Annotated in this window: 25 protein-coding genes and 1 tRNA gene; 10 read left to right on the forward strand and 16 right to left on the reverse strand. The window is 65.2% G+C overall.

Annotated features, from left to right (window positions below; translation table 11 throughout):
• Together MAAFP003_RS07260 and MAAFP003_RS07265 are read right to left on the reverse strand one after the other, a co-directional pair.
• Complete coding sequence (locus MAAFP003_RS07260; RefSeq protein WP_096285685.1) at window positions 1–636, reverse strand: lysophospholipid acyltransferase family protein; 636 nt, start codon at window positions 634–636, stop codon at window positions 1–3.
• Window positions 633–1,382, reverse strand: coding sequence for a CDP-alcohol phosphatidyltransferase family protein (locus tag MAAFP003_RS07265; RefSeq protein ID WP_096285687.1), 750 nt, complete (start codon window positions 1,380–1,382; stop codon window positions 633–635). Before MAAFP003_RS07265 ends, MAAFP003_RS07260 begins: the two co-directional genes overlap by 4 nt.
• Before the next feature lie 191 nt (window positions 1,383–1,573).
• Between MAAFP003_RS07265 and MAAFP003_RS07270 the strand changes: the two genes are divergently transcribed.
• Window positions 1,574–1,906, forward strand: a complete 333-nt coding sequence (locus MAAFP003_RS07270) for a DUF732 domain-containing protein (protein WP_096285689.1) — start codon at window positions 1,574–1,576, stop codon at window positions 1,904–1,906.
• A gap of 8 nt (window positions 1,907–1,914) precedes the next feature.
• On the opposite strand, the gene MAAFP003_RS07275 is transcribed toward MAAFP003_RS07270, so the two are convergent.
• Entirely contained in the window at window positions 1,915–3,201 is a 1,287-nt protein-coding gene (locus MAAFP003_RS07275; RefSeq protein WP_096285691.1) for a cytochrome P450, read from the reverse strand.
• A 205-nt stretch (window positions 3,202–3,406) separates the two neighbouring features.
• Here MAAFP003_RS07275 and trhA point away from each other — a divergent pair, with 205 nt between their 5' ends.
• Window positions 3,407–4,087 (forward strand): PAQR family membrane homeostasis protein TrhA, encoded by a 681-nt coding sequence (trhA, locus tag MAAFP003_RS07280; RefSeq protein ID WP_423790861.1) that lies wholly within the window; start codon window positions 3,407–3,409, stop codon window positions 4,085–4,087.
• A gap of 127 nt (window positions 4,088–4,214) precedes the next feature.
• On the opposite strand, the gene MAAFP003_RS07285 is transcribed toward trhA, so the two are convergent.
• Window positions 4,215–4,841, reverse strand: coding sequence for a DUF732 domain-containing protein (locus MAAFP003_RS07285; RefSeq protein WP_243393813.1), 627 nt, complete (start codon window positions 4,839–4,841; stop codon window positions 4,215–4,217).
• A 39-nt stretch (window positions 4,842–4,880) separates the two neighbouring features.
• Window positions 4,881–7,766 carry an MMPL/RND family transporter gene (locus MAAFP003_RS07290; RefSeq protein ID WP_096285696.1) on the reverse strand — a complete coding sequence of 962 codons (2,886 nt, stop codon included), beginning with the start codon at window positions 7,764–7,766 and terminating at the stop codon, window positions 4,881–4,883.
• 373 nt (window positions 7,767–8,139) lie between these two features.
• On the opposite strand from MAAFP003_RS07290, the gene MAAFP003_RS07295 reads away from it, so the two are divergent.
• Together MAAFP003_RS07295 and MAAFP003_RS07300 are read left to right on the forward strand one after the other, a co-directional pair.
• On the forward strand, window positions 8,140–10,422 hold the full coding sequence (locus tag MAAFP003_RS07295) for an SDR family oxidoreductase (protein ID WP_096285698.1): 2,283 nt from the start codon (window positions 8,140–8,142) through the stop codon (window positions 10,420–10,422).
• A gap of 20 nt (window positions 10,423–10,442) precedes the next feature.
• The gene (locus MAAFP003_RS07300) at window positions 10,443–10,838 is read left to right on the forward strand and encodes a DUF4267 domain-containing protein (protein WP_096285700.1); all 396 of its coding nucleotides are present in this window, start codon (window positions 10,443–10,445) and stop codon (window positions 10,836–10,838) included.
• Here the strand turns inward: MAAFP003_RS07300 and MAAFP003_RS07305 are convergent.
• From MAAFP003_RS07305 to MAAFP003_RS07315, 3 genes are all read right to left on the reverse strand, one after another.
• Entirely contained in the window at window positions 10,810–12,333 is a 1,524-nt protein-coding gene (locus MAAFP003_RS07305) for a flavin-containing monooxygenase (RefSeq protein WP_096285702.1), read from the reverse strand. The genes MAAFP003_RS07300 and MAAFP003_RS07305 overlap by 29 nt on opposite strands.
• A gap of 109 nt (window positions 12,334–12,442) precedes the next feature.
• Entirely contained in the window at window positions 12,443–13,843 is a 1,401-nt protein-coding gene (locus tag MAAFP003_RS07310) for a protein adenylyltransferase SelO (protein WP_423790885.1), read from the reverse strand.
• Window positions 13,844–13,930: 87 nt separating this feature from the next.
• Window positions 13,931–14,488, reverse strand: coding sequence for a hemerythrin domain-containing protein (locus tag MAAFP003_RS07315; RefSeq protein ID WP_423790886.1), 558 nt, complete (start codon window positions 14,486–14,488; stop codon window positions 13,931–13,933).
• Between the two features lie 299 nt (window positions 14,489–14,787).
• Between MAAFP003_RS07315 and MAAFP003_RS07320 the strand changes: the two genes are divergently transcribed.
• The 3 genes from MAAFP003_RS07320 to MAAFP003_RS07330 are packed head-to-tail and all read left to right on the forward strand — an operon-like array spanning window position 14,788 to window position 17,404.
• The gene (locus tag MAAFP003_RS07320) at window positions 14,788–15,660 is read left to right on the forward strand and encodes an LLM class F420-dependent oxidoreductase (protein WP_096285708.1); all 873 of its coding nucleotides are present in this window, start codon (window positions 14,788–14,790) and stop codon (window positions 15,658–15,660) included.
• Between the two features lie 33 nt (window positions 15,661–15,693).
• Complete coding sequence (locus MAAFP003_RS07325) at window positions 15,694–16,320, forward strand: GNAT family N-acetyltransferase (RefSeq protein WP_096285710.1); 627 nt, start codon at window positions 15,694–15,696, stop codon at window positions 16,318–16,320.
• 25 nt (window positions 16,321–16,345) lie between these two features.
• The gene (locus tag MAAFP003_RS07330) at window positions 16,346–17,404 is read left to right on the forward strand and encodes a hypothetical protein (protein WP_096285712.1); all 1,059 of its coding nucleotides are present in this window, start codon (window positions 16,346–16,348) and stop codon (window positions 17,402–17,404) included.
• Window positions 17,405–17,429: 25 nt separating this feature from the next.
• Here the strand turns inward: MAAFP003_RS07330 and MAAFP003_RS07335 are convergent, their stop codons facing one another.
• The 3 genes from MAAFP003_RS07335 to crcB (MAAFP003_RS07345) are packed head-to-tail and all read right to left on the reverse strand — an operon-like array spanning window position 17,430 to window position 19,287.
• On the reverse strand, window positions 17,430–18,527 hold the full coding sequence (locus MAAFP003_RS07335; protein WP_096285714.1) for a DUF190 domain-containing protein: 1,098 nt from the start codon (window positions 18,525–18,527) through the stop codon (window positions 17,430–17,432).
• Entirely contained in the window at window positions 18,524–18,892 is a 369-nt protein-coding gene (crcB, locus tag MAAFP003_RS07340) for a fluoride efflux transporter CrcB (RefSeq protein ID WP_096285716.1), read from the reverse strand. The genes MAAFP003_RS07335 and crcB (MAAFP003_RS07340) overlap by 4 nt, the downstream gene beginning before the upstream one ends.
• Window positions 18,889–19,287 (reverse strand): fluoride efflux transporter CrcB, encoded by a 399-nt coding sequence (gene crcB, locus MAAFP003_RS07345; RefSeq protein ID WP_096285718.1) that lies wholly within the window; start codon window positions 19,285–19,287, stop codon window positions 18,889–18,891. Before crcB (MAAFP003_RS07345) ends, crcB (MAAFP003_RS07340) begins: the two co-directional genes overlap by 4 nt.
• An 80-nt stretch (window positions 19,288–19,367) precedes the next feature.
• Here crcB (MAAFP003_RS07345) and pgm point away from each other — a divergent pair, with 80 nt between their 5' ends.
• The 3 genes from pgm to MAAFP003_RS07360 all read left to right on the forward strand — a co-directional run bounded on the left by pgm (window position 19,368) and on the right by MAAFP003_RS07360 (window position 22,393).
• Window positions 19,368–20,999, forward strand: coding sequence for a phosphoglucomutase (alpha-D-glucose-1,6-bisphosphate-dependent) (pgm, locus tag MAAFP003_RS07350; protein ID WP_096285720.1), 1,632 nt, complete (start codon window positions 19,368–19,370; stop codon window positions 20,997–20,999).
• Window positions 21,000–21,091: 92 nt separating this feature from the next.
• Window positions 21,092–22,261 (forward strand): MFS transporter, encoded by a 1,170-nt coding sequence (locus MAAFP003_RS07355; protein WP_096285722.1) that lies wholly within the window; start codon window positions 21,092–21,094, stop codon window positions 22,259–22,261.
• Between the two features lie 56 nt (window positions 22,262–22,317).
• A tRNA-Ala gene (locus MAAFP003_RS07360) sits at window positions 22,318–22,393 on the forward strand.
• Window positions 22,394–22,432: 39 nt separating this feature from the next.
• Here MAAFP003_RS07360 and MAAFP003_RS07365 read toward each other — a convergent pair.
• The 5 genes from MAAFP003_RS07365 to MAAFP003_RS07385 form a co-directional block, all read right to left on the reverse strand.
• Window positions 22,433–23,620 (reverse strand): IS481 family transposase, encoded by a 1,188-nt coding sequence (locus MAAFP003_RS07365; RefSeq protein ID WP_207768477.1) that lies wholly within the window; start codon window positions 23,618–23,620, stop codon window positions 22,433–22,435.
• A 169-nt stretch (window positions 23,621–23,789) separates the two neighbouring features.
• A complete protein-coding gene (locus MAAFP003_RS07370) occupies window positions 23,790–24,188 on the reverse strand; it encodes a nitroreductase family deazaflavin-dependent oxidoreductase (RefSeq protein WP_096285724.1) in 399 nt (132 codons plus the stop codon).
• 40 nt (window positions 24,189–24,228) lie between these two features.
• A complete protein-coding gene (locus MAAFP003_RS07375) occupies window positions 24,229–24,642 on the reverse strand; it encodes a limonene-1,2-epoxide hydrolase family protein (protein WP_096285726.1) in 414 nt (137 codons plus the stop codon).
• 54 nt (window positions 24,643–24,696) lie between these two features.
• On the reverse strand, window positions 24,697–25,812 hold the full coding sequence (locus tag MAAFP003_RS07380) for an NDMA-dependent alcohol dehydrogenase (RefSeq protein ID WP_096285727.1): 1,116 nt from the start codon (window positions 25,810–25,812) through the stop codon (window positions 24,697–24,699).
• Entirely contained in the window at window positions 25,809–26,009 is a 201-nt protein-coding gene (locus MAAFP003_RS07385) for a ferredoxin (RefSeq protein WP_096285729.1), read from the reverse strand. The genes MAAFP003_RS07380 and MAAFP003_RS07385 overlap by 4 nt, the downstream gene beginning before the upstream one ends.

A 26,009-nucleotide genomic window follows, 5' to 3' on the forward strand; every position in this document is an offset into this window, starting at 1 on the left:
TCAGGATGCCAGCGCGTAGCGGTCGGCGGCGTCGGCAACGGCGCCGTCGCGCAAGGCCAGCACGTGTGCCCTTAGTTGCGGGGCCGACGTGGTGTGCGGGTCCAGCGGCGCGCCCACCTGGACGTGCATCGGGGCGGGGGAGTAGCGGCCGTCCTTGGGCAGCACGTCGGCGGTCCCCGTGATCGCGACGGGCACGATCGGCACACCGCAGTCGCGTGCCAGTCGTAGTGCACCGGAACGGAACTCGCCGATGGTGCCGTCGGTCGAACGGGTGCCCTCGGGGTAGATGACGACGGTACGGCCGGCCATGAGCGCGGGGCGGGCCGCAGCGAGCAACGCGGCATAGGTGCCGTCGCCGGAGCGCCGGACCGGCAGGATCCCCGCGAGTGACGTCGCGACGTAGCGCCGCACGGGCACGTCGAACCAGTAGTCGGCCGCGGCGCCGAATACCGGGCGGGCCGTCGGCGGAAGCGCCGCCAGCAGCACCGCGGTGTCGGCATGCGAGCTGTGGTTCGCTACGACCACGCAACCACCCGCGACGCTCCAGCGCCCGCTCACGGTCAGCCCACCCGAGGCGGCACACACGATCCGCCAGAGCCAGTGCCGGAGCACGCTCTGCATCCGGTTGGTGGTCATGCCGCCACTCCGGTAAGGGGTTGCGTGACGAGGTTCAGCGGTTGGGTGATCGTGTTGATCGGCTGCGTGACCGCATCGAAATGCTCCACCAAGACGACACGCTGGGACAGCTGGTCGCTCAGGCGGGATTCGTTGCCCCGCTGGGCATTTAGCTCGCGGCGCGTCGCCCGAAGCCGCAACACCGTGGTGATCAGCGAACCGTTCACCAGCTGCGCCAGCAGTACGGGCATGATGACCGGAAACGCCGTGGCCAGCACGACGAACAGGCACCGCTCCGTTTTGCCCAGCGGACCGCCGTTGCGGCGAGTTGCGCCCGCAGCCGCCGCGGCCAGCGACGCGAATGTCGGTAGCGTCGCGGCAAGCGCGGCGATGAGGACCTGAAACTCGAGCCAGGACAGCCAGTGCAGTCCGGGGCCGTGCTGACGCGCCGCCCACACCGCCAAACCCGCGAAGGCGAACAGATCCGCGGCGCGGTCGCCGAGCTCGTTGACGACGAATCCCCATGGCCGGCTCACGCCACGGGCGCGGGCCACGGCGCCGTCGAGGTTGGCTCCGGCCAGCCGCAGCACCATGAACAGCGCCGCGAGTGACCAGCATCCGAACGCGACCGCTACGCCCGCTGCCGCGGCGGCGGTGACGCCGGCAGCGGTGAACACGTCCGGGGAGACCCGTCGCGCCACGGCGGCGTCGACGATGGGTGTCAACCGCTTGGTGAACCAGGGCTTGAGCGCATAGAGGCCAGACATTCGAGATCCCCGGCGCATCGGGGACGGGGTGGCGACGTTCGTACTGATGGCTGACTCCTTTCGCGTTGTCGTTCTGCACATTCGCCGCCTCGGCGGCGGCGTGATTGCGACGAGTACATCGAGCCGCAGCGACTACCGATCCCAAAAAACCTCGACGGGACAACGGCGCCGGCTTATAGGAAGATGAAGCGATGCGAGGGGTTATCGTTTTTGCGAGTTTCGCCGCTGTCATCGCCGTTGCTGCACCGGCGCAGGCCGATCCCAGTCCGGATACGAACTTCTTGACCGAGCTGAAGAATGCCGGCATCAGCTATCAGACGCCGAGCGTCGCCATCGGGGTCGGCAAGAGCGAATGCAAACTAATGGATGAGGGCATGCCCGAGGCCGAGGTCATCAAGGACCTCGAGGAGAGCAATCCCGCATTCAAGGGAGACAGCCCCGTCCAGTTCACCACGATCGCGGTAAAGGCCTACTGCCCCCAACACGAAGGGGAACTGACTACCCAACCGGCGCCCGCCGCGTAGTCAAACTGCTATTGGGCTTGGCTGACCTCTCCAGCCGGCCGTGTTCGCAATTCGACCGGTAGGCGTTTGAACCCGTGCAAGGTGACCAGCTCAAGCGGTTCGGGCTGTTCGCGCAGGCTCAGGGTGGGGAACCGCTCGAATAAGGTGCGCAGGGCGATCACGCCCTCGACCCGTGCCAAGGCCGCGCCGAGGCAACCGTGAATTCCGGAGCCAAATGCCACGTGGTCTCGCGCATTGGGCCTGGTGATGTCGAACCGGCCGGGATCGCTGAAAACCCGTGGGTCGCGGTTGGCGCCGCCCATCAGCAGCACGAACATCGAGCCGGCGCGGATGTGCTCCCCGGCGATCTCCGCATCGCGGCGTGCGCTGCGCACCAGCATTTGCACCGGGCTTTCGAATCGCAGGATCTCTTCGACCGCCGCGGGCCACAGTCCCGGGTCGTCGCGCAACAGGGCCAGCTGGTGTGGATGCTGAAGCAGCAGCACAATTCCGTTGCCGATCAGGTTCACCGTCGTCTCGAACCCGGCTCCGACCAGAAGTGCGGCGTTGGCAGCGAATTCGCGATGGGTCAGCTCACCGCCGGCCGCCACGCGGCCGAACGGGTCGTCGCGCGAGTCACCGGCACGCGCCCGCTCGATGAAAGCGGCGGCGTAGCTGTCGACCTCGTGCAGACGCTCAACGGCGTGGCGAAACGTCTTCCAGCTGGTGCCGAAATCCAGAAGCGGGGCCAAACCGTAACCCCATTCGCGTACCTGCGGGCGCGCATCGACCGGCAACCCCAGGATTTCGGTGATCACGGCGACCGGCAGTTCCGTCGCGAAGTCGGCGACCAGATCGGGGCGCGGGTTGCGCTCCAATCCGTCCAGCAGTTCCGCCGTGATCTCCTCGACCCGCGCGCCGAGCCGGTCGATGGCCCGTGGTGTGAAGCTCTGCGCAAACAAGCGCCGATAGCGGGTGTGATCCGGGGGATTGGACATCACCATCGCCGGGCGCTCCACGGGATTCGGCAGGCCGGGATCCGTTCGGTCCAGCAATGCCGGAAATGGCTGCGGCAGAGGCGCATTCACGATGTTGGTGACCCCAAAGCGGTCATCGCGCAACACCATCCGGCAGATTTCGTGGTCGGCACTCACCCACACGAAGGGCCGGCGCACCAGACGTCCCTGCTGTCTGATGTCGTCGACCAGGCGATACATCTCGTCTCCGCGGGCCCGGCCCAGCAGGAACCGGGCCAAGGGTTGTCCGCGGCGGGCCTGCACCGCCAGGAATGCGCGCGGCGCACCGTACCTCGCCATCCAGCGAAACCAGATGCTCGTCCGGATAACGATCCTCCTTGGCGAGGCGGCGACGTCGTCGCCGGAACATATCACCGGCGCTCCGGTCACGCGCGGTACAGGTAATCCATAGGCGCGACACAGCCATTGCCCACGGTACGGCAGCACGATGTAACCAGACGTAGTTCGACCGCGGGATGACTAACACGTGACGGTAGGCGGGCCAGTGGTGAGGGGGACCATGGTTAACCAAGGCAACTCGGTTGCCCTCACGAGGCCGCGGTTGCGCGGATGGATCCATCTCTATTGCGCCGTAGCTGCCTTCATCGCCGGTACGGCGCTGGTGGTGGTGTCGTGGGCGCTGGAATCGAAGCGGGCCGGGCATTCGACGCTGACCTATACCTTGTCAATCGTGGCGATGTTCGCCGTCAGCGCCATATATCACCGCGTCTACTGGGAGTCGGCCACGACCCGAAAATGGATGCGGCGGCTCGACCACTCGATGATCTTCGTGTTCATCGCCGGCAGCTACACACCGTTTGCCAGACTGGACATGCCGCGCGGGACCGGATACGTGGTGCTGGCGATCGTGTGGGGTGGCGCGGCGGCCGGAACCGCGCTGACACTGTTCTGGCCGTCGGCGCCGCGGTGGCTCGGTGTGACGCTGTACCTACTGCTGGGCTGGGTTGCGATCTGGTACAGCCCGTTGATTCTGCACAACGCCGGAGTGGCCGCGACAGTCTTGCTGGCGGTCGGCGGCGCGCTGTACAGCGTCGGGGCGGTGTTCTACGGACTGCGCTGGCCCGACCCGTGGCCGAGGACATTCGGCTACCACGAGGTCTTCCACGCGTGCACCGCGGTCGCGGCGATCTGCCAATACATCGCGATGTGGTTCGCCGTTTTCTAACTGGCTTCAGTAGCGCATGCGAAATAGCGCTTCAGATATGTTCTAGCTCAACCTCTTTGGTCGGGTTGATCGTCGGATTCGCATGCCTCGCGCTGCTCCGGCTGCTGTCGCCGGCTCGGCGCGGTCGTTACGGCCCGCTGCCGACCAGGTTATTGTGCTGCGGACAGTAGGCGTGGACCGAGGTGGTCACGTACGCCTCGGCATGGCCGGCAAGCGCGGGGTTGCTCGACCGGAAGTCCGCGATGATCTGCTGCACTGTCATGCCCAGACGGATGTTCTCGCACACCATCTTGCCGTTGTAGATGGCGGCGTCCGGATTGGCGAAGGAAATTCCCTGGTCGTTGAGGTCCTGAACGTACTTATTGTCCTGGCCGGGTGTGGACACAATCGACGACGGGGCGGCCGTCGACGCGGTTCCCGGTGCCGGGGCCGCTGCGGATGTCGGGGTCGCGGCCGGCGGAGGCGCTGCGGCCTTGGGATGCGCGGCCAGCAGCGAGCGCCCCAGGACGATCGCACCGGCGACCACCAGTCCGGCCGCCAGCACGGCGGCGGCGATTCGCCAGGTAGCCCGCCATGATTGACGCGGATTCGCCGCGTCGCCCGGCGCCACGGCGTCGTCATCGTCGCGCGACCACGCCAGGCCGGCCGAGTTCGCCGAAGTGGCCGTTTCGGGTTCAGCGGCAGTAGGCGCGGCAACCGTTTCGCCACCGTTGAGCTCGGCAGTCTTGTCGGTAGCTGGTCCCGGCTCGGGCATGACGGCCATGGTACGGGCAGCGAACGTCGACCCGGGGTGTTAGTCCGGCGCCCGGGTGCCCAGCAGTTCGCGGACCTGCGGGCGGGTGCCCTCGGACCGCAGCAGGTAACTGGCCGGTCGCGGCCGCACCTTCAACGGCCACCAGAACCAGCGTCGCAGCAGCGCGGCAACCGATGGCGTCATGAAGGCGCGCACGATCAAGGTGTCGAACAGCAGGCCCAGACCGATCGTGGTCCCGATCTGGCCGATCACGGTCAGGTCGCTGACCACCATCGAGGCCATGGTGACGGCGAACACCAGGCCCGCAGCCGTAACGACCTTTCCGGTGCCGCCCATTGCCCGGATGATGCCGGTGTTGATACCGGCGCCGAGTTCTTCTTTCATTCGTGAGACGAGCAGCAGGTTGTAATCGGACCCCACCGCCAACAGGATGATCACCGACATCGGCAACACGAGCCATTCCAACCCGAGCCCGATGATGTGCTGCCATAGCAGCACGGACAATCCGATGGACGCGCCCAGCGAGGTCACCACGGTACCCACGATCACCATCGCGGCCACAAAACTTCGCGTGATCATCAGCATGATCGCGAAAATGAGGCAGAGCGAAGCAATTCCGGCGATCATCAGGTCGTAGCGGGAGCCGTCATGCAGGTCTTTGTAGGTCGCGGAGACGCCGCCGACGTAAATACTGGTGTTTTCCAGCGGAGTCGACTTCAGTGCTTCCTCGGCCGCGGTTTTAATCGCTTGGACACGCGCGATGCCTTCGGGAGTTGCGGGGTCGCCCCGGTCCGAAATGGTCATGCGTGCCGCTTTCCCATCCGGTGACATGAACAGACCCATCACCTTCTGGAAGGTGGGGTTCTTAAAGACCTCCGGCGGCAGGTAGAACGAATCGTCGTTCTTCGCCGCGTCGAACGCCTCACCCATCTCCGTGGAGATACTGCCCTGCGAGTCCGCCTGGCCGATGATGCCGCTCATGGTGGAATGCATGGTCAGCATCATGGTGCGCATGCTCTTCATGGTTTCGATCTGAATCGGAAGCTCGGCAGCCAGTTTCGGCATCAGCACATCGATCTTGTCGATGTTCACCACCAGTTCGCCCAGCTTGTCGTTGATCGCGTCGATCCCGTCGAATGAATCGAAAAGCGACCTGATCGCAAAGCACACGGGAATGTCGTAGCAGTGTTTTTCCCAGTAGAAGTAGCTGCGGATCGGCCTCAGGAAATCCTCGAAATTCGAAATCTGGTCTCGCAATTCGCCGGTGATGGCCTGAACTTCGTGCGTCCTGCCGGCCAGATCATGGGTGACGGCGTTGAGCTGCAGAATCAGGTGATACAGCGTGGTGGTGATCCCGATCGTCTTGTTCAGCTCATCGGCCTGCACGAGCATGTCGTTCATGCGGGCTTTTTGATACTCCATGTTGACCAGCTGGCTCGCGTTCATCACGCCGAACCTGAACGGAATCGTCGTATGCGCCATCGCGGTCCCCGAGGGCCGGGTAACAGATTGCACCCGGGAAACGCCCGGAACCGCGAGGACACCCTTGGCCAATCGTTCCAGCACCAGAAAATCTGACGGATTGCGCATATCGTGATCGGCTTCGACCAATACGAACTCGGGCAACATCCGGCCGAGCGGGAAGTGCCGATTCGCGGCCGCGTATCCCTGGTTGGTCGGAAGGTCCTCAGGCAGATACACCCGGTCGTGGTAATTGGTCGTGTATCCGGGCAGCGCGAGCAAGCCGACCAGAGTAACCGCGCACGCCGCCGCGAAAATGGGTCCGGGCCAGCGGACGACCGCCGTGCCGATCCGTCGCCAGCGCCGATCCGAGATCGTTCGCTTGGGCTCCAACAGGCCGAAGCGGCCACCGATCGCAAGAACCGCCGGAACCAGCGTGAGCGCGATCGCCACGGCGACGAGCATGCCTATCGCGCAGGGGATACCGATCGTTTGGAAGTAGGGCATCCGGGTGAAGCTGAGGCAGAAAACCGATCCGGCGATCGTCAAACCGGAAGCCAAGACAACCTTCGCGGTGCTGCGGTAGGTCGTGTAGAAGGCCGCTTCCACATCTTCACCGGCCTGGCGAGCCTCCTGGTACCGGCCGACGAAAAATATGCCGTAGTCGGTTCCGGCCGCCAGCGCGAGCGTGACCAGCAGATTAACGGCGAAAGTAGAGAGGCTGATGGCGCCAATATTGCCGAAGAATGCGACGATCTGCCGCGCCACCTGGAGCTCTATTCCGACCATCAGCAACAGCAGAATGACGGTGATGAGCGACCGATAGACCATCAGCAGCATCAGGAAGATCACCGCCAGGCTCACCAGGGTGACCTTGAGGATTGTCTTCTGGCCGCTGTGATTCAGGTCCGAAATGAGCGGCGCCGGACCGGTGACGTAGACCTTGACATCTGGCGGCGGAGGAACCCGATTGACGAGGTCGCGGACGGCGTCCGCTGATTCGTTCGCCAGGCTGGTGCCCTGGTTGCCGGCCAGCTTCAGCTGTACGTACGCGGCTTTACCGTCGTCACTCTGGGCACCGCTGGCCGTGACCGGATTTCCCCACAGGTCCTGAATATGCTGAATATGCTCCGGATCGCTTTCCAATTGCTTGAGCAATTGGTTGTAGTAATGGTGAGCATCGTCGCGCAGCGGCTGCTGGCTCTCCAGCACGATCATCGCCAAAGCGTCCGAATTGGATTCTTTGAAGTCCTGGCCCAGGCGCTGCATGGCCTGAATTGACGGCGCATCCTTGGGGCTCAGCGACACCGAACGCTGTTGCTCCACCTTATCGAGCGAGGGGACCGCCATCGTCACGATGACGGTGAGGGCCAGCCACGCCAGGATGATGGGCACCGACAACGCATGGATCGACCGTGCGACGAAGGGCGTGCGGCGTTCACCGGCCACGCGTGGATCGCTCATGCGGCCCTCGGGCAGCAGAAGTTGTCGGCGTTCACATCAGGCGTGGTCCCCCATGACCACCCCGTCCACCCCGGTGCGCCAGCAGCTGCTGTCACTATTGCTCGTCTCCTCTGGTGATGCGATCAACCCGCCGCGAGACGGGTGACTTCCAGGTAAGGCTTCCAAAGTCTCTCATTGATGCATCGGCCGCGACAGGAAACCTATTACAGCCGACCGTAGCGGCCCGCCGACCCGGGCGCTCGCCAGGGCAATGAGCTGCGATAACGGGTCCAAGTTCGCCCATCAGATGGCGGCGCCTCTGATGGGCAAGTAAGTTCGCGTGGGGGTTAATCGGGCAGTTTCAGCGCGAAATTTCGCGCGAGGACGGGTGTCAATGCATTGGGCGATCACCGGCGCGACCGGGTTTCTCGGGATTCACATCCTGGGCGAACTCCTCCGCGGGGACGAAACCTTCACCCTGCTGACCCGGCCGCAGTCGGACCCCGTCAACCGCATCGCCAAGGCGCTCCCGCTGGCGGTCACCGATGGGCAGGTGTGGACCGAGGAGGAGCTGCGCGAACGGCTCACCGTCGTGCCGGTCGATCTCGTCGCACCCAAGTTGGGGCTGCCTGACGAGCGATTCCAGGAACTTGCCGACAGCGCGGATGCGATATTGCATTGTGCCGGCAGCATCGAGCTGGACGCCGACCTTGCCGAGCTTCGCCTGACCAACGTCGGTGGAACTACCCGGATCCTCGAACTCGCCGAGGCCGGATCTCGGGAGCCGGATCTGTTCCACGTGTCGACCGCCTTCGTGGCCGGGAAGCGTCGGTCGGGTCTGATCTACGAGACGGAGCTAAGTGACGTCCAGGGCTTCGAGAACAACTACGAGCAGTCCAAATTCGAGTCCGAGTCGCTGGTGCGGGACTGGGCGCAGCGCACCGGGCGCCGGGTGGTGGTGCTGCGACCGAGCGCCCTGATCGTCGATCGCCCACCACATCCGGACTTCCCGCTGCACCCGCTTTCCTTTCTGTCGACGTCCGCGGACAGCGGTATGCGTCTGTTCTCGGTCTCCGGGCGGCCGATGCGCACCAAGATGTCGATCAGGCTCCGAGGCGACCTCAACGGTCATCTGAACTACATGCCTGCCGACGAGGCCGCCGACGAGATGGTCCGCCTGATGCGGCTGGCCCCCGAAGGCCTGAATACCTACCACGTCGTCCACCACCAGGACGTCGCGGTGCAGACGCTGGTGGATCTGTTCAATGCGCTCTCACCGATCCCGCTGACGTTGGTCGAGGGCCCGATCGAGGACCCCAATCTGCTGGAGCGGCGGCTGCGGTGGGCCAGCGGATTCTTTCCTTACCTCGCGCACAGCCGGACTTACGACACGACCGGTACGCGAGCGGTCATTGGCGAGCCACATCGCCGCACCATCGTCGACTTCGACTATCTCCTGGGCAGCGTGGGACGGTACAAGCGCTACCTCACCTTCAGGCCCGAGAAGCATGAACCCCGGGAGTCGGCGTCAACGATCGCACCCCTGGTCTCGGTCGAGGGACCATTCGACGTCAGTGCCCACAGTGCTGACGCGCCACGCCCGATACGAGGGCTGACATTCATCGTCACGGTAGGACGAAGCGGATCGACCGCGCTGTCGCGCATCCTCACCGCTCACCCAGATGTGCTCAGCCTCAACGAGTTCTACCTCTCGGTGCGGGCGTCCTCTGCGGCCGGCCAGATGCTGTCGGGCGAGCAGTTCTGGCGGATGCTGGCCGAACCTCACCCGATTTTCGACTCCATGGTCCGGGGTGGTTCGGCCATGCCGGAATTCATCTACCCGCGGCTGCGCGGAACCCGATTCGATGCGAGCACCACCGGGATCCCCGCGATTTCGATGATGACGCTGCCGCATCTGTCGTCGGACCCCGACGCAGTGTTCGATGCCCTTGCCGCAGAGGTTCCGACGTGGCCGGAGCAGACGTCGCGACTGCATTATGAGCGGCTGTTCGCTTGGCTTGCAAGGCATTTCGGTGGGACCGTGGTGGTGGAGCGCTCGGCCATGTCGTTGAGCAGTGTCCCGTGGCTGCGCGAGACGTTCCCGGACGCGAAGTTCGTGCACCTGTACCGCAACGGTCCGGATACGGCCGTCTCGATGAGTGAGCACACCGGATTTCGCTTGATGGCGCTGATTCAAGACGCGCTGGAGCTGCTCGATCTCGACCCGGAGCGACGGCACCCTGGGCTGCGGTTGGATCCCACGGCGATACCGATCGAGCTCGCGTCGCTGATCGGCGACACCTGCGAGGTGGACACCCTGATGGGGCAGAACCTGCCGATCACCCGCTTCGGCCGGATGTGGAGCGAGCTGATCGCCACCGGCGAATCCGAGCTCGCCGACCTGCCCGCAGACCGCTACCTTCCGTTGTCGTATGCGGACCTGGTCGCTGACACCCGCTCGTCGCTGGCGCGGCTGGCGAGTTTCCTCAGCGTCGAGGCGGACCCGAAGTGGCTGGAATTCGGGACCAGCGTGATCGACCCGAAGTTCACCGGCGCCTCCGCTCGATTGTCCGCCGACGACCTGCGGGCAGTCATCGAAAGCTGTGCTCCCGGCGCGGCCTGCCTTGCCAAGCACGCCGTGGGCGCCGGAGCGGATGGGGTTACCGCGGCCCGGTGAGGCAGGGATAGGCTGCGGCCATGCCGATCGACCGTGCCGCGCTCGTCGCGGGCAGTATCCGACTCGCCTCAGGTGTCCATTTTCTCGTCGATCCCCTCGGTGCCAACAAGCTCTGGGGCGACCCAGGGGAGCCGACCCCGACGGCGCGGCTGCTGCTGCGATCGATGGGCTACCGCGATGCGTTGATCGGCGGGCTGCTTTTGTCGGCGGCGTTGCGCGGCAAGAACACTCGCGGCTGGTTCCTGGCATCCGGTGGGGCCGACGCGGCAGATCTGCTGGGCGGACTCAGTGTCCACAACGAGCTCAAACGATCACAGCAGGTGATCGGCCTCGGCGGCGCCGCCATCGGAATAGGCGTCGGGTTGTGGGGCGCGGCGCGGCCCGGACCTAAACCGGTGCAGGCCCCCGCGGACTGAGCCCCGGCACCGGGCCAGCGGCTCGGACCCGCAACCAATTGCGCTGTTCGCGCTCGGTCATGTGGTTCGAAGTGATCGCACCGAAGCGGGCGGCATCGCGGGCGAACCGCTCGGCGGCGTCGGGCAAGGCGTCCGGCCCCTCGAGACGGAAACAACTCGGTGCCAGCGGACCGAACAGCAGCGCGCGACGCAGCCGTGGCCAGTTATTCAGGTCGGGCTCGACCCCGGCGGCTCGGGCGAAGGTGAGTGCCGCGAGGTCCATCCGGGTTTTCTGCGGCGTTCCGCGATTGGCGCGGTACGCATCGATCGCCGACCGTTGGGCGCCCGCACTGATTGGCGGGATCGTGCCTCCCCAGGTGTACGCGATCCACCGAGCCTGAAGTTCCAGCGGCACAAAGTATCCGCCCGACTGGTCCCACAGGCCCATGAACGCCAGGCCGGGAAGGTCGGGATGAAAGGTGTAGCGGTCAACATTCATGTGCACCGCATCGAGGTCGAGGATCGCCCGGATGTCCTCACTGAGGAACGGCAGGCGCAGTTGGTAGCCGGTGCCGAACACGATTGCGTCGAAATCCTCGGCGCGCTCGTCGGCGAAGGTCACGGTCGGGCCCGCGACGGATTTCATCCACGGGCGCGCGGAGATTCGGCCCTCGGCCACCAGAGGAAGGTAGTGCTGACTCAGCGTCACACCGGCCACGGACAACGAGGGATCAGGCGCGGGTGCTCCGTACTGATCCGGGCTGCCCGCGGCGCCGACGACGATCTCCTTGAGGAATTCGTCGACGTCGGCCGTGGTCAGGGCCTCGGTCGCCAAGGCGCCGTAGCGGGTGTAGAGCCGGTTGTCGGACGGGACGCCGGCGGCGAACTTCGGCACGATGTAGCGTTGCCGCCGCTGAGTTACGACGACGCGCGCCGCGCCGAGTTCGGCGACTTCGGAGGCGATTTCCAGGGCGCTGATCGCGCAGCCCGCGACGAGAACTCGCTTGCCGTGATACGCCAACCCGCCGCGGTAGTGATACGTGGAGATGGCTCCCGCCGAGCCGGAGAAGGTCTCGAGTCCTGGCACGGCGGGGACGGCGGCGGCATGAAACCGCCCGCTGGCCACCACAATTCGGTCAAAGTGTTCATTGGCGCCAGCATGGGTCACGACCCAGTCGACTCCATTCCTGCTGACCAGTCCGACCCGGGTGCCCAGGCGGATACGCGGGGTGAGCCCGAACGTGTCGGCGTAGCGGTGCAAGTAGTCGAGAACTTCCCGATTGGACAGGTAGACGTGGTCCGTCGTGTGTTCGAGGTCGCTGAAGGCCGTGAGGGTGCGGCTGCTGTTGGTGTGCATGCTCGGCCAGACGCCACTATGGCCGTCCAGGCCGGTCCATTGCCCGCCCAACATCGGAGCTTGCTCGAAGATCGTCGGTTCAAATCCCTGCTGTAACAGCCAACGGGCGGCGACCAGTCCGCTCGGCCCGGCGCCGATCACCGCAACGTCGTTCGTCATCGGAGAAACTGTCGCACGACTTCGGCCCACCCGGGACCTGATCCGATCACATGCGAGACGCTTCGTCTTTGGACGGGCCGCGGGACGAGATCGTCGAGCTAGCGTAAAGCTAAGTACCGCAGAAGGTTCGGTAGCTGCCGAAATCCTCGGGGGCCGGGCTCGTGTAGCGCTCGAGGCCCGGCCGTTCGTCGTATGGGGCGGCCACGACGTTCAGCAGCTGGCGAACCGGGTCGAGGTTGCCCTCCGTCGCGGCGGCCAGGGCTTCCTCGACCAGATGATTACGCGGAATGTAGATCGGGTTGGCGCGATCCATTGATTCGGCGTCGGGGCCCAACCGGCGCCAGCGCGCCATCCATTCATCGAAGCCGGCGAGGTCGATGAAGAGGCCGCGCGCGGGTTCGGCATCCCCTCGGGCTGCCCGGCCCAGTTGGCGGAAAAACGAGGTGTAGTCGACTCGGCTTTCCCTGAGCAGGCGCAGCAACTCGTCGACCAATGACGCCAGCGTCGCTGCCTCCGTGTCCGCGGGCAGGCCGAGTTTGGCACGCATGCCCGACGACCACGTGGCGTCGTATTCGGTCTGAAATACCCCGAATGCCTTCTCGGCGAACGCAATTCCCTCGTCGAGGTTGTCGGCGAGCAAGGGCAACAGAGCCTCGGCGAACCGGGCCAGATTCCACCCGACAATGGCGGGCTGGTTGCCGTACGCGTAGCGGCCCCAGTGGTCGATCGAACTGAAGACCGTGTCGGGGTCGTAGGCCTCCATGAACGCGCACGGACCGTAGTCGATCGTCTCGCCGGAGATGGTGGTGTTGTCGGTGTTCATCACCCCATGGACGAATCCGATCAGCATCCACCGCGCGACCAGGCAGGCCTGGACACCGACCACCGCTTCGAACAGCTCGCGGTAAGGATGTTCGGCGTCGGCCGCCGCGGGATAGTGGCGTGCGATCGCATGGTCGGCGAGGCGTCGCAGCAAGTCGGCGTCGCGGGTCAGGGCCGCGTATTGGAAGCTGCCGACGCGGAGGTGACTACTGGCGACCCGAACGAGCACGGCGCCCGGCAGCAGTGTCTCGCGCTGTACCGGTCGCCCGGTGGCGACCACGGCAAGGGAGCGCGTCGTCGGCACACCCAGCGCATGCATCGCTTCGCTGATCACGTACTCGCGCAGCATGGGGCCCACCGCCGCGAGGCCGTCGCCGCCGCGCGCGAACGGCGTCGGGCCGGAGCCTTTGAGGTGGACGTCGCGAATCCGTCCCAGCTCGTCGGACAGCTCTCCCAGCAGCAACGCGCGTCCGTCGCCCAGCCGCGGCTGCAGGCCACCGAATTGGTGCCCGGCGTAGGCCTGCGCCACCGGGACCGCGCCGGGCGGTACCAGGTTGCCAACGAGAAATCGCAGGCCGTCGGGGCCGGCCAGCCAAGACGCATCGAGGCCTAGCCCGGTCGCCAGCGACTCGTTGAGAACGAGCAGCCGCGGGTCCGGGGAGGTCTCGGACTGCCAGCGCACACCCATCTCGGGCAGTTCGCGGGCGAAGCGGTCTTGCAGGGGGACGCGGATCTCCGATGCAACACTCACGTCGTCCAGCCTACGAGCATTGGGTTAGCCGATGACTTGGCGCAGCGCATCGCGAGCACGGTCGAGCATCGATGCGAACGGCCCGAGCGCGAAATTCAACTTCGCCGATTCCACACCGGGATGGGGGTGCGTCGGGGCGATCGCCTGGGCCGCCTTAACCGCTGTGGTCATGCGCTTGAGATCGTCTGCGTCCAGAACCTTTTCCAGAAACGGGAATTCGTTGTTCTCCTCGTTTGCCGCATGATCGAGAACGGCCTCTCGCAACTTGGTGAGTTCGTCGATGAACTTTTGCGAGGTGATGTCCAGCTTTTCGATTTGCGATAGCAGCTCTTTGGCTTGGTGCTCCTCTTCGAGTCGAGCATCGACGACTGCGTCGCCGGCATCGGCCTCGCGCCGGACCCGAGGATGTACCACCATTTCCTCGGCGGTCTCATGGACGGCCAGCAATTGACGCAAAGCGGCGAACGGCTTCTCCCGGGCTTGGGGGTCCGATGCGAACAGCACCTCGTCGAACATGTCCTCGATCAGGTTGTGCTGCGCTTTGAGAAATGCGATCACTTCATCGGGGGATTCGATGATCATCTCGGTCACGGGTACCTCCGGAATCAGGGCGGTATAAAACTGTCGGCGCCGGGCTGGGCGCCGTCGGTTAACGCGTACCCGGGTGAGGCCTAAATAAACGCCCGTGTGCTGATCAGCACCCCTTTTCGCGCTACCGGGCCGAACTGACCGATAACTCCGCGCTCGACGAGCTGCGCGAGCTGACCAGGAGCCCGGCCGTGACGCTGGTTACCGCGGGGCGCGAGCTGAATGGTCGCCACGCGCAGGCCTAGGCGAAGTTGCTCAACGGCCGCTGAATCCCGGCGTGAGACCATCGTGCGATGCAGCTCGGATTGCACGCGCTGGGAATCGGGGCCGGCGCTGACCGCGCGGTGATCGATGCGGTGGCGTCCAGCGCGGACGAATGCGGTTTCGCCACGCTCTGGGCGGGCGAGCACGTCGTCATGGTGGACCGATCCGCCTCGACCTACCCCTACTCGGACGACGGTGTCATTGCCGTTCCGGCACAAGCGGATTGGCTCGACCCGATGATCGCGCTGGCGTTCGCCGCGGCGGCATCGTCGCGGATCAACATCGCGACGGGCGTCTTACTGCTGCCCGAGCACAATCCGGTGGTAGTGGCCAAGCAGGCCGCGAGCCTGGATCGGTTGAGCGGCGGGCGGTTGACCCTCGGAGTGGGGATCGGGTGGTCCAAAGAAGAATTCGCCGCTCTTGGAGTGCCTTTCGAGCATCGCGCGGCGCGCACGGCGGAATACGTTGCCGCGATGCGCACCGTGTGGCGCGACGACGTGGCCTCGTTCGGCGGGAAGTTCGTCGGTTTCGACTCGATCCGGGTCAATCCCAAACCGGTTCGTGGTTGTCGCATCCCAATCATGTTGGGAGGCAACAGCGATCCGGCACTACAGCGGATCGCAAGCTGGGGCGACGGCTGGTACGGGTTCAACCTCGACGACGTGGCGGCGGTGCGCGAGTGCATCGGCAAGCTGAGTCGACTGTGCGGCCAGGCCGGTCGCGACCGTGCCGAACTGCGGCTGGCGGTGGCGCTGCGCAGTCCGCGCGAGAGTGACGTCGAAGCGTTAGCCGAATTGGGCGTCGACGAACTGGTCGTGGTGGCTACCCCGCCCGAGCGCGCGGACGCGGCGGCCGCCTGGGTTGCCGCGCTCGCCGACCGATGGCTCAGAAGTTGCAGTTAGCCTGCGGCGACGGGGGTAGGCTGCGCGGAAGACATGTCAGACTTTGAAGTGCTTCTGCCCCGGCAATTGACCGATATCAGCGCCGAGGTTCGCAATGTCGCACCGCCGCCGATGCCGCAATTGCCCGAGCCGTACGGTTTGCGTCTCGTCGATCCGGATGCGGATGCCGAGATGATCTCCGAGTGGATGAACCGACCGCATCTGGCCGAATCGTGGGAGTATCCCTGGCCGGCGGAGCGCTGGCGCCGCTATCTGCGTGCGCAACTCGAGAGCGGCTTCTCTCGCCCGCTGCTGGCCAGCCTGGAGGGGGTAGACCGCGGGTACCTGGAACTGTATAGGGCAGCAAAGGATTCCATCGCGGCCAGATATGACTACGATCCCCACGATTTGGGCCTGCACGTCGCGGTGGCCGATTTGGACTACATCAGTCAGGGACACGTCAGCTACTTGCTGCCGCACTTGGTGGTCAGCATCTTCAGCCTTGAACCGCAATGCCGCCGAATCATGTTCGATCCCGACCACCGCAACGTCTTGGCGCGCAAGTTCTGTGAGCGGGGTGGCTGCGCTTTTCTCGGCGAGCACGACATGTCCAACCGGCGGATGGCGCTGTACGTTTTGCCCCGCACGCCCGACGACGTGCCCCGGGCCCGCGAGAGCTGAGCTGTCTCTGCGAAAGTGAGTAGCCATGTGGGCTCGGCTTGTGGTGGCGCCGTGGTGGGTGCTGTGGTTGGTAAATGCGGCAACGTTCGCGATCACGCTGTCGGTGATTGTTGGGCTGGGGCTGCCCGGCTTTGGGGCCTCCGGCTGGGCCTGGCCGCTGCTGTGGGTGCTGGTGTTCAGCCTGATCGTGACCGCGCTGCTGACGGGCGCCCGGCGTCCGATTCAGCAAAGCTACGCGCGGACCGTGGCCGGCCTGGACTTGGCGCAGCGATCGCAAGCTGTCAAGGCGCTGCGCTGTGGTGAGGTTCCGTCGGACCCGGCCGTGTTGGCGGCCGCCATCCGCATCGGTGACCTTTCGATGGCGTACCAGCGCCGAGTGCCGGTATGGCAGCGCAGGATGTCATGGGTCGTCCCCGTCCTGTGGGCGGTTGCCGCGGTGCTGGAATTCATCGGCAACGACTTGCGGGCCGGGCTGACCTGGAGCGGGTTGGCGTTACTGGTGGCGACTCGAATGGCCTGGGCGATGCACAAAGTGCGCGAGTTGCCCGGACGTCTGCAGCTACTGCGCTCGGCGGCCGATTCCAGCCCGCAAGCGCTCTCGGTGCTGGCCGAGGCGCACGACTGCGCAGCGCCGCCGCCGAATCGGCGGTTTCGGCTAGCCCTTGTCGTCGTTGTCGTGATCGCGGTGGCCGGAGCAGTTTTCGCGGCGTATCGGCAGGGACAGCCCAGCCGGGACTGCCGCACCGCCGACGCGGTGGTGGGGTTCATCCACGAGCACCCCGACATGCTCGATGCCTCATTGATCACGCCCGGCGGCCCCGGCCTGGATAAATACCAGGACTGGTCGGATCGGCTCGTCGCGTACTCGCAGCAGGTGTCAGCGCCGGATCTCGCACCGCACCTGCACCGCATCGCCAAGATTTCCACCGATGCGGTGGGGGTGGTGACCGACGCGCGACGTGACTCGTTCGCGACCCAGTCCACCGACGAAATGCTTGCTCGTCGAGATGCTTACCACGGCCTCGTCAGCCAGCTGATCGATGAGGACAAGGCCCTCATTCCGCCGTGTCATCCGCGCCGTTAGCGGCTGTCCCGCAACCGTTTTGGCGTCAGTAGTCGTGCTGGGCCAACGAGATGTCGCCCAGGCGCTGCGTCTCGTCGAGTGACAGCACCGCCGGAACCATTTCGCTGGTGACCAACCCGTGGCGGCCGGTCAGCTCGTCGACGATGTCGAAGCTGCGCGCGATCGATTCCGGCGTGTCGACGACGATGGTCGTGACCGGAACCCGTCGCGCAACCTGAAATAGTCTGTCCCCGTGCGGTTTATGGTCTCCGTGAAACCCCCACATGCCACGCAGCACGGTGGCACCGCGCGCCGTTCCCGAACTCATCAGGCGATGCACGAGGGCACGATGGATCGGCAGCGCGTCGTGCCGGGTGGCTTCGGCGGTGTACACCATCAACTTTTGCCACAGGGTGCGTCCCTGGTCGTCGGTCATCGGCAGCTGCTGGGGGCGGACGAACATCTCACCGTCGCGTTTGCACAAGCGCACCCGTTCGACCGTCAGCAGGGGTTCAGCCAGCACGTCGGCCAATTCCGTTGCGGCAGCACAAACCTGCTCGGTCGACCCGATGCCGATGATCATCATCGGGACATTGGCGTTGCGGCCGACGAATCGCGCCCGCCGGCGTTGTCCGTGGACGGTGCCATCGACCCCGAGAAGCGCTATGGCACCGGCAAATCCGTGCCGATACATCCGTTCGCAGACCGCGTAATATGCCGCCTTCCCGGCGACGCGCTCTTGCCGGCCGACATACACCGTCAGTTTTGCGGCATCGCCGTTGTGCGCGTCGAAGTCGCCGAGCGCGTCGGTACCCCGTTGCCGGGTGACCAGTCGCGCCCGCTCCAGCGTCAGCAGCCCACGTCCCGTCAGCGCGGCGACTTCGTCGACCAGGGAGCGGATCTTCGGCTCCACGTCGACCGCGGCGACCGCGACAGCGGGATCTTCGGACAAACTCAACGACACGTCGCTGCGCAGCTCATGGCTCGGCCCGAAACTGGCGATGCCGCGCAGCATCACGCTGGTCGCAACATCGTTGGCGCCGAACAAGTCGAACATCGCGTCGGCCAGGAAGCGTCTGGCGTCGCCAACGGCGCGCTGGCGTTCGCCGAAGTATGCGGTCAACTTGAGGCAGGGCTGGTTCATAGCTGCTCCGCCAACCATTGTCCGAGTAACGCCGCCGCGATGCCGAGTACGACGCTGACCACGATGTTGGCAATCGCCGCCCACGTCCGGCGCTCTTCGCCGAGCCGCTGAGTCTCCAGCATCCAGGTGGAAAAGGTGGTGTAGGCGCCGACGAACGCGGTGCCCGTCAGCAACGCCGCATCCTTGCTCAACGCCAGGCCGCCGAGGAATCCGAGCAGCGCGGCGCCGCTGATGTTCACCGCCAGCGTGCCGACCGGAAAAGGCCGGCCCACCCGGCGGGTGACCGTGCGGTCCACCAGGAAACGAGACACCGAACCGATGCCGCCGATCAAAGCGACCCCGGCCCAGACCAAGAACGTCGTCATGAGCGCACCCGCACCCGGCGCACCAACGCGGTCGCCAGGTGTGCGGCCAGCAACCCGAGCACGATGCTGGATACGGTGTAGGCCAGTGCCAGCAGCCAGTGGCCGTGTTGGAGCATCTTCAGCGTCTCGACCTGCATGGTCGAAAAAGTCGTTAAACCGCCGCACAATCCGGTGCCGAGCAGCGGTCGTCGATAACTCGACAGCGGCAACCGTTCCAGCAGGCGCGTGGTGAAGTAGCCGACCAGGAAGGCGCCCACGATGTTGACGACGAACGTCGGCCATGGCCACGTCGCCGGGTCCGGTTGGGCGAGCGTGCTCAGGGCCGCGCGGGCGACCGAGCCCACCGCTCCGCCGGCAAAAACCGCGCCCAACTCGCGATAGTCAGGTCGTGCCACCGGTTGGTTCCCTTTCGTTTGCCAATGCGCTACGCAGCGTAGAGCGACGTGCGCGTCCGACACGGGCACAATCTGTAGACATGGCCAACCCGCGAGCCGGTCAACCGGCCCAGCCCGAAGACCTCGTCGATCTATCCCATTTAGTCACCGCGTACTACACCATCCAACCCGACCCCGACGACGTCGCGCAGCAGGTGGCCTTCGGCACATCCGGTCATCGCGGCTCGGCTTTGGGTGGCGCGTTCAACGAAGCCCACATCTTGGCGATCACCCAGGCGATCGTCGAATACCGGGCCGCGCACGGCACCACCGGCCCGTTGTTCATCGGCCGCGACACCCACGGCCTCTCCGAGCCGGCGTGGGTGTCGGCGCTCGAGGTGCTGGCCGCCAACGACGTGGTCGCCATGATCGACTCGGCCGACCGCTACACGCCGACTCCGGCGGTCAGCCACGCGATTCTGCGCTACAACCGCGGCCGCACCGATGCGCTGGCCGACGGAATCGTTGTGACGCCGTCGCACAACCCGCCCTACGATGGCGGTTTCAAGTACAACCCGCCCAACGGCGGCCCGGCGGACACCGATGCGACGAACGCAATTGCCAAGCGTGCCAACGAAATTCTGCGTGAGGGCGGCTCGGGGGTGAATCGGGTGCCGCTGGCGCGCGCGCTGCAGACCGCCCAGCGCCACGACTATATGGACGCCTATGTCGCCGACTTGCCGAACGTGGTCGATCTCGACGCGATCCGCAAGGCCGGGGTGCGGATCGGCGCCGACCCGCTGGGCGGGGCAAGCGTGGACTACTGGGCCGCCATCGCCGAACGGCACAACCTCGACCTGACCGTGGTCAATCCGCTCGTCGACGCGACGTGGCGGTTCATGACGCTCGACCACGACGGCAAGATCCGGATGGACTGCAGCTCGCCGAATGCGATGGCCTCACTGATCGCCAACCGGGACCGCTACCAGATCGCCACCGGCAATGACGCCGACTCGGACCGCCACGGCATCGTCACGCCCGACGCCGGGCTGATGAACCCGAATCACTATCTGGCCGCGGCCATCGAGTACCTCTACACCCATCGGCCGTCCTGGCCGGCGGGCATCGCGGTCGGCAAGACCGCGGTCAGTTCGTCGATCATCGACCGGGTGGTCGCCGGTATCGAGCGCAAACTCGTCGAAGTGCCGGTCGGATTCAAGTGGTTTGTCGACGGATTGATCGGCGGCACCATCGGTTTCGGCGGTGAGGAGTCGGCCGGGGCGTCGTTTCTGCGGCGCGACGGGTCGGTGTGGACCACCGACAAGGACGGCCTCACCTTGGCACTGTTGGCTTCCGAGATTCTGGCCGTCACCGGATCCACGCCGTCGCAGCGGTATCAGGCGCTGGCCGACAAGTACGGCACGCCCTTCTACGCCCGGGTCGACGAACCGGCCAACCGCGAGCAGAAGGCGCGGCTGGCCAAGCTGTCGGCTGACGAGGTGACCGCGACGGAGTTGGCGGGGGAGCCGATCACCGCGAAGCTGACCGCGGCCCCCGGAAATGGCGCCGCGCTGGGGGGACTGAAGGTGACGACGGCCAATGCGTGGTTTGCTGCGCGCCCTTCGGGTACCGAAGACGTGTACAAGATCTATGCCGAATCCTTCAACGGCCCCGAGCATTTGGCCGAGGTGCAGGAAACTGCGCGCGAGGTGGTTAATAAAGTCATTGGGTGACCTTCACCCTCTGTCGTGCCCGCGCAACGGGGCGCGGGTCCCGTTCGGCTCGCCTGCCGCGCGAGGTTTGGATTCTGAGCTGGGCGAACATCATGATCGCGCTGGGCTATGGCGTCGTCTCACCGGCCTTGCCGACCTTTGCACGTACCTTTGGGGTGAGCATCAAGGCGGTGACATTCTTGGTCACCGCCTTTTCGTTGGCCCGATTGTGTTTCGCACCGGTAAGCGGGTTACTGGCGCAGCGGTTGGGTGAGCGGCGCATCTATATCGGTGGTTTGCTGATCGTGGCGTTGTCCACAGCCGCATGTGCCTTTTCCCAGACGTACTGGCAACTGTTGCTTTTCCGCGTTCTCAGTGGCGTCGGGTCGACGATGTTCTACGTCTCGGCGCTGGGGCTGATGATCCACATCAGCCCGGCCGACGCACGCGGGCGGATCGCGGGTCTGTTCACCACCTCATTCATGATCGGCGCCGTCGGCGGACCCGCGGTCGGCGGCCTGGCGGCGGGCTGGGGGCTGACCGCTCCGTTTGTCGTCTACGGCGTCGCACTGCTGGGTGTGGCCGTGGTGCTGTTCTACAGCCTGCGCAATTCGGTGCTGGCCGCGCCGCCGCCCCCCACGCGTTCGACGGTGACGATGCGGCAGGCGCTCCGGGTGCGCGCGTACCGGTCGGCGCTGCTGTCCAATTTCGCGACGGGCTGGTCCGCGTTCGGGCTGCGCATCGCGCTGGTCCCGTTGTTCATCTCCGACGTGATGCACCGCAGCGTCGGCGTCATCGGCGCCGTGCTCGCGGCGTTCGCCGGCGGTAATGCCCTGGCGGTGGTCCCCAGCGGCTACCTGTCCGACCGGATGGGCCGGCGCATGTTGTTGATCGTCGGCCTGGCGGCATCCGGCGCCGCGACGGTCTGGCTGGCCTTCGTGTCGTCGTTGCCGATGTTTCTGGTCGTAGCGGGCGTGTCCGGTGCGACGACGGGCATCTTCATGTCGCCGCTACAGGCCGCGGTCGCCGACATCCTGGGCAGCGAGGCCCGCGCGGGTCTTCCAGTGGCAGCGATTCAGATGGTGACGGATCTGGGCGCCATCGTCGGGTCCATGGCGGTCGGTTGGGTGGCCGAGCAGCTGAACTTCGGCTGGGGCTTCACCATCAGCGGCATCGCGCTGCTGATCGCGGCCATCGGCTGGGTGGTGTCGCCCGAAACGCGGCCGGCGTTGGATCCCGATGCTGACCTCGCAGCGTCTGAGGTGGACGTCGAGCCGGTCTGATCAGCGGTTTTGAAGGACCGTTGCCAGTGGTGTAGCTTCGATTGGCACAACTTCTCGGGGCTATGGCGCAGTTGGTAGCGCACCACACTGGCAGTGTGGGGGTCAGGGGTTCGAATCCCCTTAGCTCCACCAGGTGTGATGAGTCGAGTCATAGGTGACAGATGAGTCGCGTCATGGGTTACAGATTCCCCGGCTATCGGCCGGGGTTTTTGTTTTGGTTGCGCCAGTAGGTTTTTTGTCGGGGTCGATGGTGTGGCTGCTCAGGACGTGGTGGCCGGTTTTGCTGATGACGGTGACGGTCTGGTCGGTGACCAGGATCAGGGCCGCAGTGCCGGCGTGGGTGCGGCCGATGCCCAGGTGGTGCAGGTGGCTGCCGTGGCGCAGGGTGAGTTTGCCGAATTGGTCGATGGTGTCGTGGCGGATGCGGAACTGCGGGTGGGGTTGGCCGTTCGGGCTGGCTTTGGGCAGGGCCAGGTAGGCCTGTTCGGGGGTGAGCCGGCCGGGGTGCGCGCGATGAGTACGCGCGGTGTTGTAGATGGTGCAGAACGCGTCGAGCAGGTTTTGCAGGTCGGCCAGGCTGGCGGGGCGCGGGCGTGCGGCGAGCCAGCGTTTGAGGGTTTGGTGGAAGCGTTCGATTTTGCCTTGGGTTTGGGGGTGTCCGGGGTGGCCGTTTTTCTGGGTGATGCCCAGACTGGCCAGCAGGCGTTCGAAGTCGTTGTGGCCGTGGGTGAATCGTGAGGTGTAGACCGATCCGTTGTCGGTCAGGGTGGACGCGGGCAGTCCGTATTGGGTGGCGGTGGCAGTGAAGGTGGCCACCACGTCACCCCCGCCGACGCGGCGGTAGGCGACACAGCTCAGCAGGTAGCGGGAGTGGTCGTCGAGCCAGTTGAGGATCTCGGTGTCGGTGCCATCGGCCAGTGTCCAGTGGGTGAAGTCCGATTGCCAGCATTCGTTGGGTTGCTCGGCGGCAAAGCGGTGATAGGAGCTCTTGGGCCGCTTGCGTGGTTGCGGGGTGATCAGGCCGTGGTGGCCCAGGATGCGCCGGATCGTCGAGGTCGACGGCACCGGCAGGCCCTGGTGGGCCAGATGCCCTTGCAGGGTGACCGGGCCGGCGTCGAGGCCGTCGGCGACAAGCTGTTTACGGGTGAGCACGACGGCGGCGATCACCTCGTCGCTGACCGCACGGGGGTTGCTGGCCGGGCGCCGCGAGCGGGGATCAACGGCCTGCAGACCTCCTTGGTGATAGCGCTGCAGCAGCCGGTAGATGTGTTGCCGCGACAGCCCATAGGTGTGGGCTGCCGCGGTCACTGACAGACGACCGCTGCTGACTTCAAGGACGACCACACGCGCTTTGGACATCCGTCATGACTGTCACCTATGACGCGACTCAACTGGCATCGACACAGGTGTAACCCATGACGCGACTCATCTGTCACCTATGTCGTGAACTCACACACCCTTAGCTCCACCAGGCATTTATTCGGGTACTTGGTGGGTTTGTCGATACTCCGGTAAGACAGCTGCCTACTCAGCTCCGCGTGTGAGCGCTCTTCGTCAACACCAGTGCTGCTTCGTTGTAGGGGAACAGCCGATAGAACAGCCGGGGCGCTGGCGCGACTAGGGGTGCAGCCTCAGTCTTACTTGAGATCCGCGGGTTGGCCAACGCGATGGCTTTGCCCCGCTTGTGCAGTACCGTTGGGCCGCCGGCCAATATGTTTTTGAGCCAATCCGTTTCAGGCCCGTAGCCGATGAGAATGACGAAGCCGTCGCGGGTCTTGAATACCAAGAGGGGCGTTCGATAGTGCTTGCCGGAATTGCGGCCGACGTGCTCGAGCGTGCCGAGGCAGGGGAGCCACGGTGTGACAGACCGAGCCGTTGGGTTCGTGACCCGGCGGTTGAAAGTGGCGACAGCACGAGGCATTCGCATGGAAGTCCTTTCCTAACGACGTGACTCGTGATGTCCCGACTCATGCAGTGGCGGGCACCAGGGTGCTGATGTCCTCGCCTTGAAGGAGTTTGACTATCAGATTCAGGTCGAAATAGTCGGTCCAGCGAGTGATCTTTCCGTCGTCGCTGACGACGAAGGCGCCCATTACCGGGATGGCCGGCTTGCTTCCATTCGGCGCCTGGATGTAGTCCAGGCGTTCGGTGAGCACCACGGAACCCTCGCTGGCGAGGTTGATGATTTCGAAGGCGTAGGCGTCGGGGAACATCGAAAACTGGGCGGCCATGTTCTCCACGATGGCATCAGGTCCGCTGACCGCGGGCATTCCCACGTTCTGATAGACGGCGCCGTCGGCGAGCAGGGGGCGCAACGCTTCGGCGTCCCGCTGCTGCATCAACGCGCAGAACTGGCGGACGACATCAGCTGGCGAAGACATGAGTGGAATCCCTTCAACGAGTAGATGAATGAACTTGGGCCGTTTCCCGAAGGTTCAGTGGTCGTGGATGATCACGCCGCGGATGTTGCGGCCGGCGAGCATGTCGTCGTACGCCTCATTGATGTCGTCGAGCTTGTACTCGGTGGTGACCGTTTCGTCGAGCAACAGCTTGCCGCTGCGATACAGGCTGATAAGCCGAGGAATATCGGCCCGCGGATTGGCTTCGCCGTACAGGCTGCCCAGAAGACGCTTCTGGAACAGCGTGAACAACGTCAGCGGCAGCGTCGGCGTCACGTCGGCCATCGACGCCAGGGCAGTGGCCACCACGGCCCCACCCTTGCGTACCGCGTTGAGCGCATCGTTGATCATCGCGCCTTCGAGAACGCCCGGCGTGAGGATAGCCGAGTCGGCCATGACCCCCCGCGTGAGTTCGCCGACTAGCCCGGTGGCCTCCTCCAGCGAGGTGCAAAAGTGCGTGGCGCCGAACTCAAAAGCCTTGTCGCGCTTGCCCGGCTCGATATCGACGACAACAATTTGCTCCGCGCCGGCCAGCCGCGCACCCTGAATGGCGCCGCTGCCGATGCCTCCGCAGCCAACCACCACGACGACGTCGCCTGGACTGACGTTGGCGGTATTGACGGCCGAACCCCAGCCTGTGGTGACGCCGCAGCCCAGAAGGCACGCGCGCGAAAGCGGTACATCGTCGTCGATCTTGACCACCGAGGCTTCCGACAACACACCCCACTGTGCGAAACTGCCGACGCCGGAAAGGGCTCCGATGCCCCGCCCTCTGGCTCGGCGCCGGAAGGTGCCGTCGGCCTGGACTCCCGCCAGGATGGTCGCGCCGAAATCACAGAGGTTCTGCCGGCCCGTGGCGCACCAGCGGCAGCGACCGCACGCCGGCAGGAAAGAGGTGACCACATGGTCTCCCACCGCGATATCGCCCACTCCCGGGCCAACCTCTTGGACTACGCCCGCCCCCTCATGTCCGCCGATCAGTGGAAAACTCACCCCGAACATGTCGCCGGTGCGGATGTGATGGTCGGAGTGGCATAGACCGGTGGCCTCAAATTCAACGAGTAGCTCCCCTTCCCGCGGCGCATCGAGTTCGATCTCTTCCACCGACCACTTCTCGTTCAGGCCCCACAGAACTGCTCCCTTGGTCTTCATGGCGACTCCTTGACGATATGAATGGCACGTTCGGGGCAGTTCGCAATTGCGTTGTGCGCCCGGTCTTCTATTCCTGGGGGGATATTCTCCACGACGACGAAGGCAATCCCGTCGTCGTCGATGTCGAACAGATCGGGATACGTTGCGTAACAACGGCTGTGGCCCTGGCACATTTCTGCGTCGACACGAAGCTTCAA

Origin of the sequence: Mycobacterium ahvazicum (genome assembly GCF_900176255.2) — a bacterium.
In the GTDB taxonomy this organism is placed as follows: domain Bacteria; phylum Actinomycetota; class Actinomycetes; order Mycobacteriales; family Mycobacteriaceae; genus Mycobacterium; species Mycobacterium ahvazicum.

Excerpts from the sequence above, each read along its gene's own strand:
- MAAFP003_RS07260 (WP_096285685.1), bottom strand. The coding sequence starts at position 636 with ATGACCACCAACCGGATGCAGAGCGTGCTCCGGCACTGGCTCTGGCGG.
- MAAFP003_RS07380 (WP_096285727.1), bottom strand. The coding sequence starts at position 25,812 with ATGAAGACCAAGGGAGCAGTTCTGTGGGGCCTGAACGAGAAGTGGTCG.
- MAAFP003_RS07355 (WP_096285722.1), top strand. The coding sequence starts at position 21,092 with ATGATCGCGCTGGGCTATGGCGTCGTCTCACCGGCCTTGCCGACCTTT.
- MAAFP003_RS07335 (WP_096285714.1), bottom strand. The coding sequence starts at position 18,527 with ATGAACCAGCCCTGCCTCAAGTTGACCGCATACTTCGGCGAACGCCAG.
- MAAFP003_RS07285 (WP_243393813.1), bottom strand. The coding sequence starts at position 4,841 with ATGCCCGAGCCGGGACCAGCTACCGACAAGACTGCCGAGCTCAACGGT.
- MAAFP003_RS07265 (WP_096285687.1), bottom strand. The coding sequence starts at position 1,382 with ATGTCTGGCCTCTATGCGCTCAAGCCCTGGTTCACCAAGCGGTTGACA.
- MAAFP003_RS07325 (WP_096285710.1), top strand. The coding sequence starts at position 15,694 with ATGTCAGACTTTGAAGTGCTTCTGCCCCGGCAATTGACCGATATCAGC.
- MAAFP003_RS07330 (WP_096285712.1), top strand. The coding sequence starts at position 16,346 with ATGTGGGCTCGGCTTGTGGTGGCGCCGTGGTGGGTGCTGTGGTTGGTA.
- pgm (WP_096285720.1), top strand. The coding sequence starts at position 19,368 with ATGGCCAACCCGCGAGCCGGTCAACCGGCCCAGCCCGAAGACCTCGTC.
- MAAFP003_RS07315 (WP_423790886.1), bottom strand. The coding sequence starts at position 14,488 with ATGATCATCGAATCCCCCGATGAAGTGATCGCATTTCTCAAAGCGCAG.
- crcB (WP_096285716.1), bottom strand. The coding sequence starts at position 18,892 with ATGACGACGTTCTTGGTCTGGGCCGGGGTCGCTTTGATCGGCGGCATC.
- MAAFP003_RS07365 (WP_207768477.1), bottom strand. The coding sequence starts at position 23,620 with ATGTCCAAAGCGCGTGTGGTCGTCCTTGAAGTCAGCAGCGGTCGTCTG.
- MAAFP003_RS07270 (WP_096285689.1), top strand. The coding sequence starts at position 1,574 with ATGCGAGGGGTTATCGTTTTTGCGAGTTTCGCCGCTGTCATCGCCGTT.
- MAAFP003_RS07295 (WP_096285698.1), top strand. The coding sequence starts at position 8,140 with ATGCATTGGGCGATCACCGGCGCGACCGGGTTTCTCGGGATTCACATC.
- MAAFP003_RS07370 (WP_096285724.1), bottom strand. The coding sequence starts at position 24,188 with ATGCGAATGCCTCGTGCTGTCGCCACTTTCAACCGCCGGGTCACGAAC.
- MAAFP003_RS07310 (WP_423790885.1), bottom strand. The coding sequence starts at position 13,843 with ATGGGTGTGCGCTGGCAGTCCGAGACCTCCCCGGACCCGCGGCTGCTC.
- MAAFP003_RS07300 (WP_096285700.1), top strand. The coding sequence starts at position 10,443 with ATGCCGATCGACCGTGCCGCGCTCGTCGCGGGCAGTATCCGACTCGCC.
- MAAFP003_RS07275 (WP_096285691.1), bottom strand. The coding sequence starts at position 3,201 with ATGGCGAGGTACGGTGCGCCGCGCGCATTCCTGGCGGTGCAGGCCCGC.
- MAAFP003_RS07290 (WP_096285696.1), bottom strand. The coding sequence starts at position 7,766 with ATGAGCGATCCACGCGTGGCCGGTGAACGCCGCACGCCCTTCGTCGCA.
- MAAFP003_RS07305 (WP_096285702.1), bottom strand. The coding sequence starts at position 12,333 with ATGACGAACGACGTTGCGGTGATCGGCGCCGGGCCGAGCGGACTGGTC.
- MAAFP003_RS07320 (WP_096285708.1), top strand. The coding sequence starts at position 14,788 with ATGCAGCTCGGATTGCACGCGCTGGGAATCGGGGCCGGCGCTGACCGC.
- MAAFP003_RS07375 (WP_096285726.1), bottom strand. The coding sequence starts at position 24,642 with ATGTCTTCGCCAGCTGATGTCGTCCGCCAGTTCTGCGCGTTGATGCAG.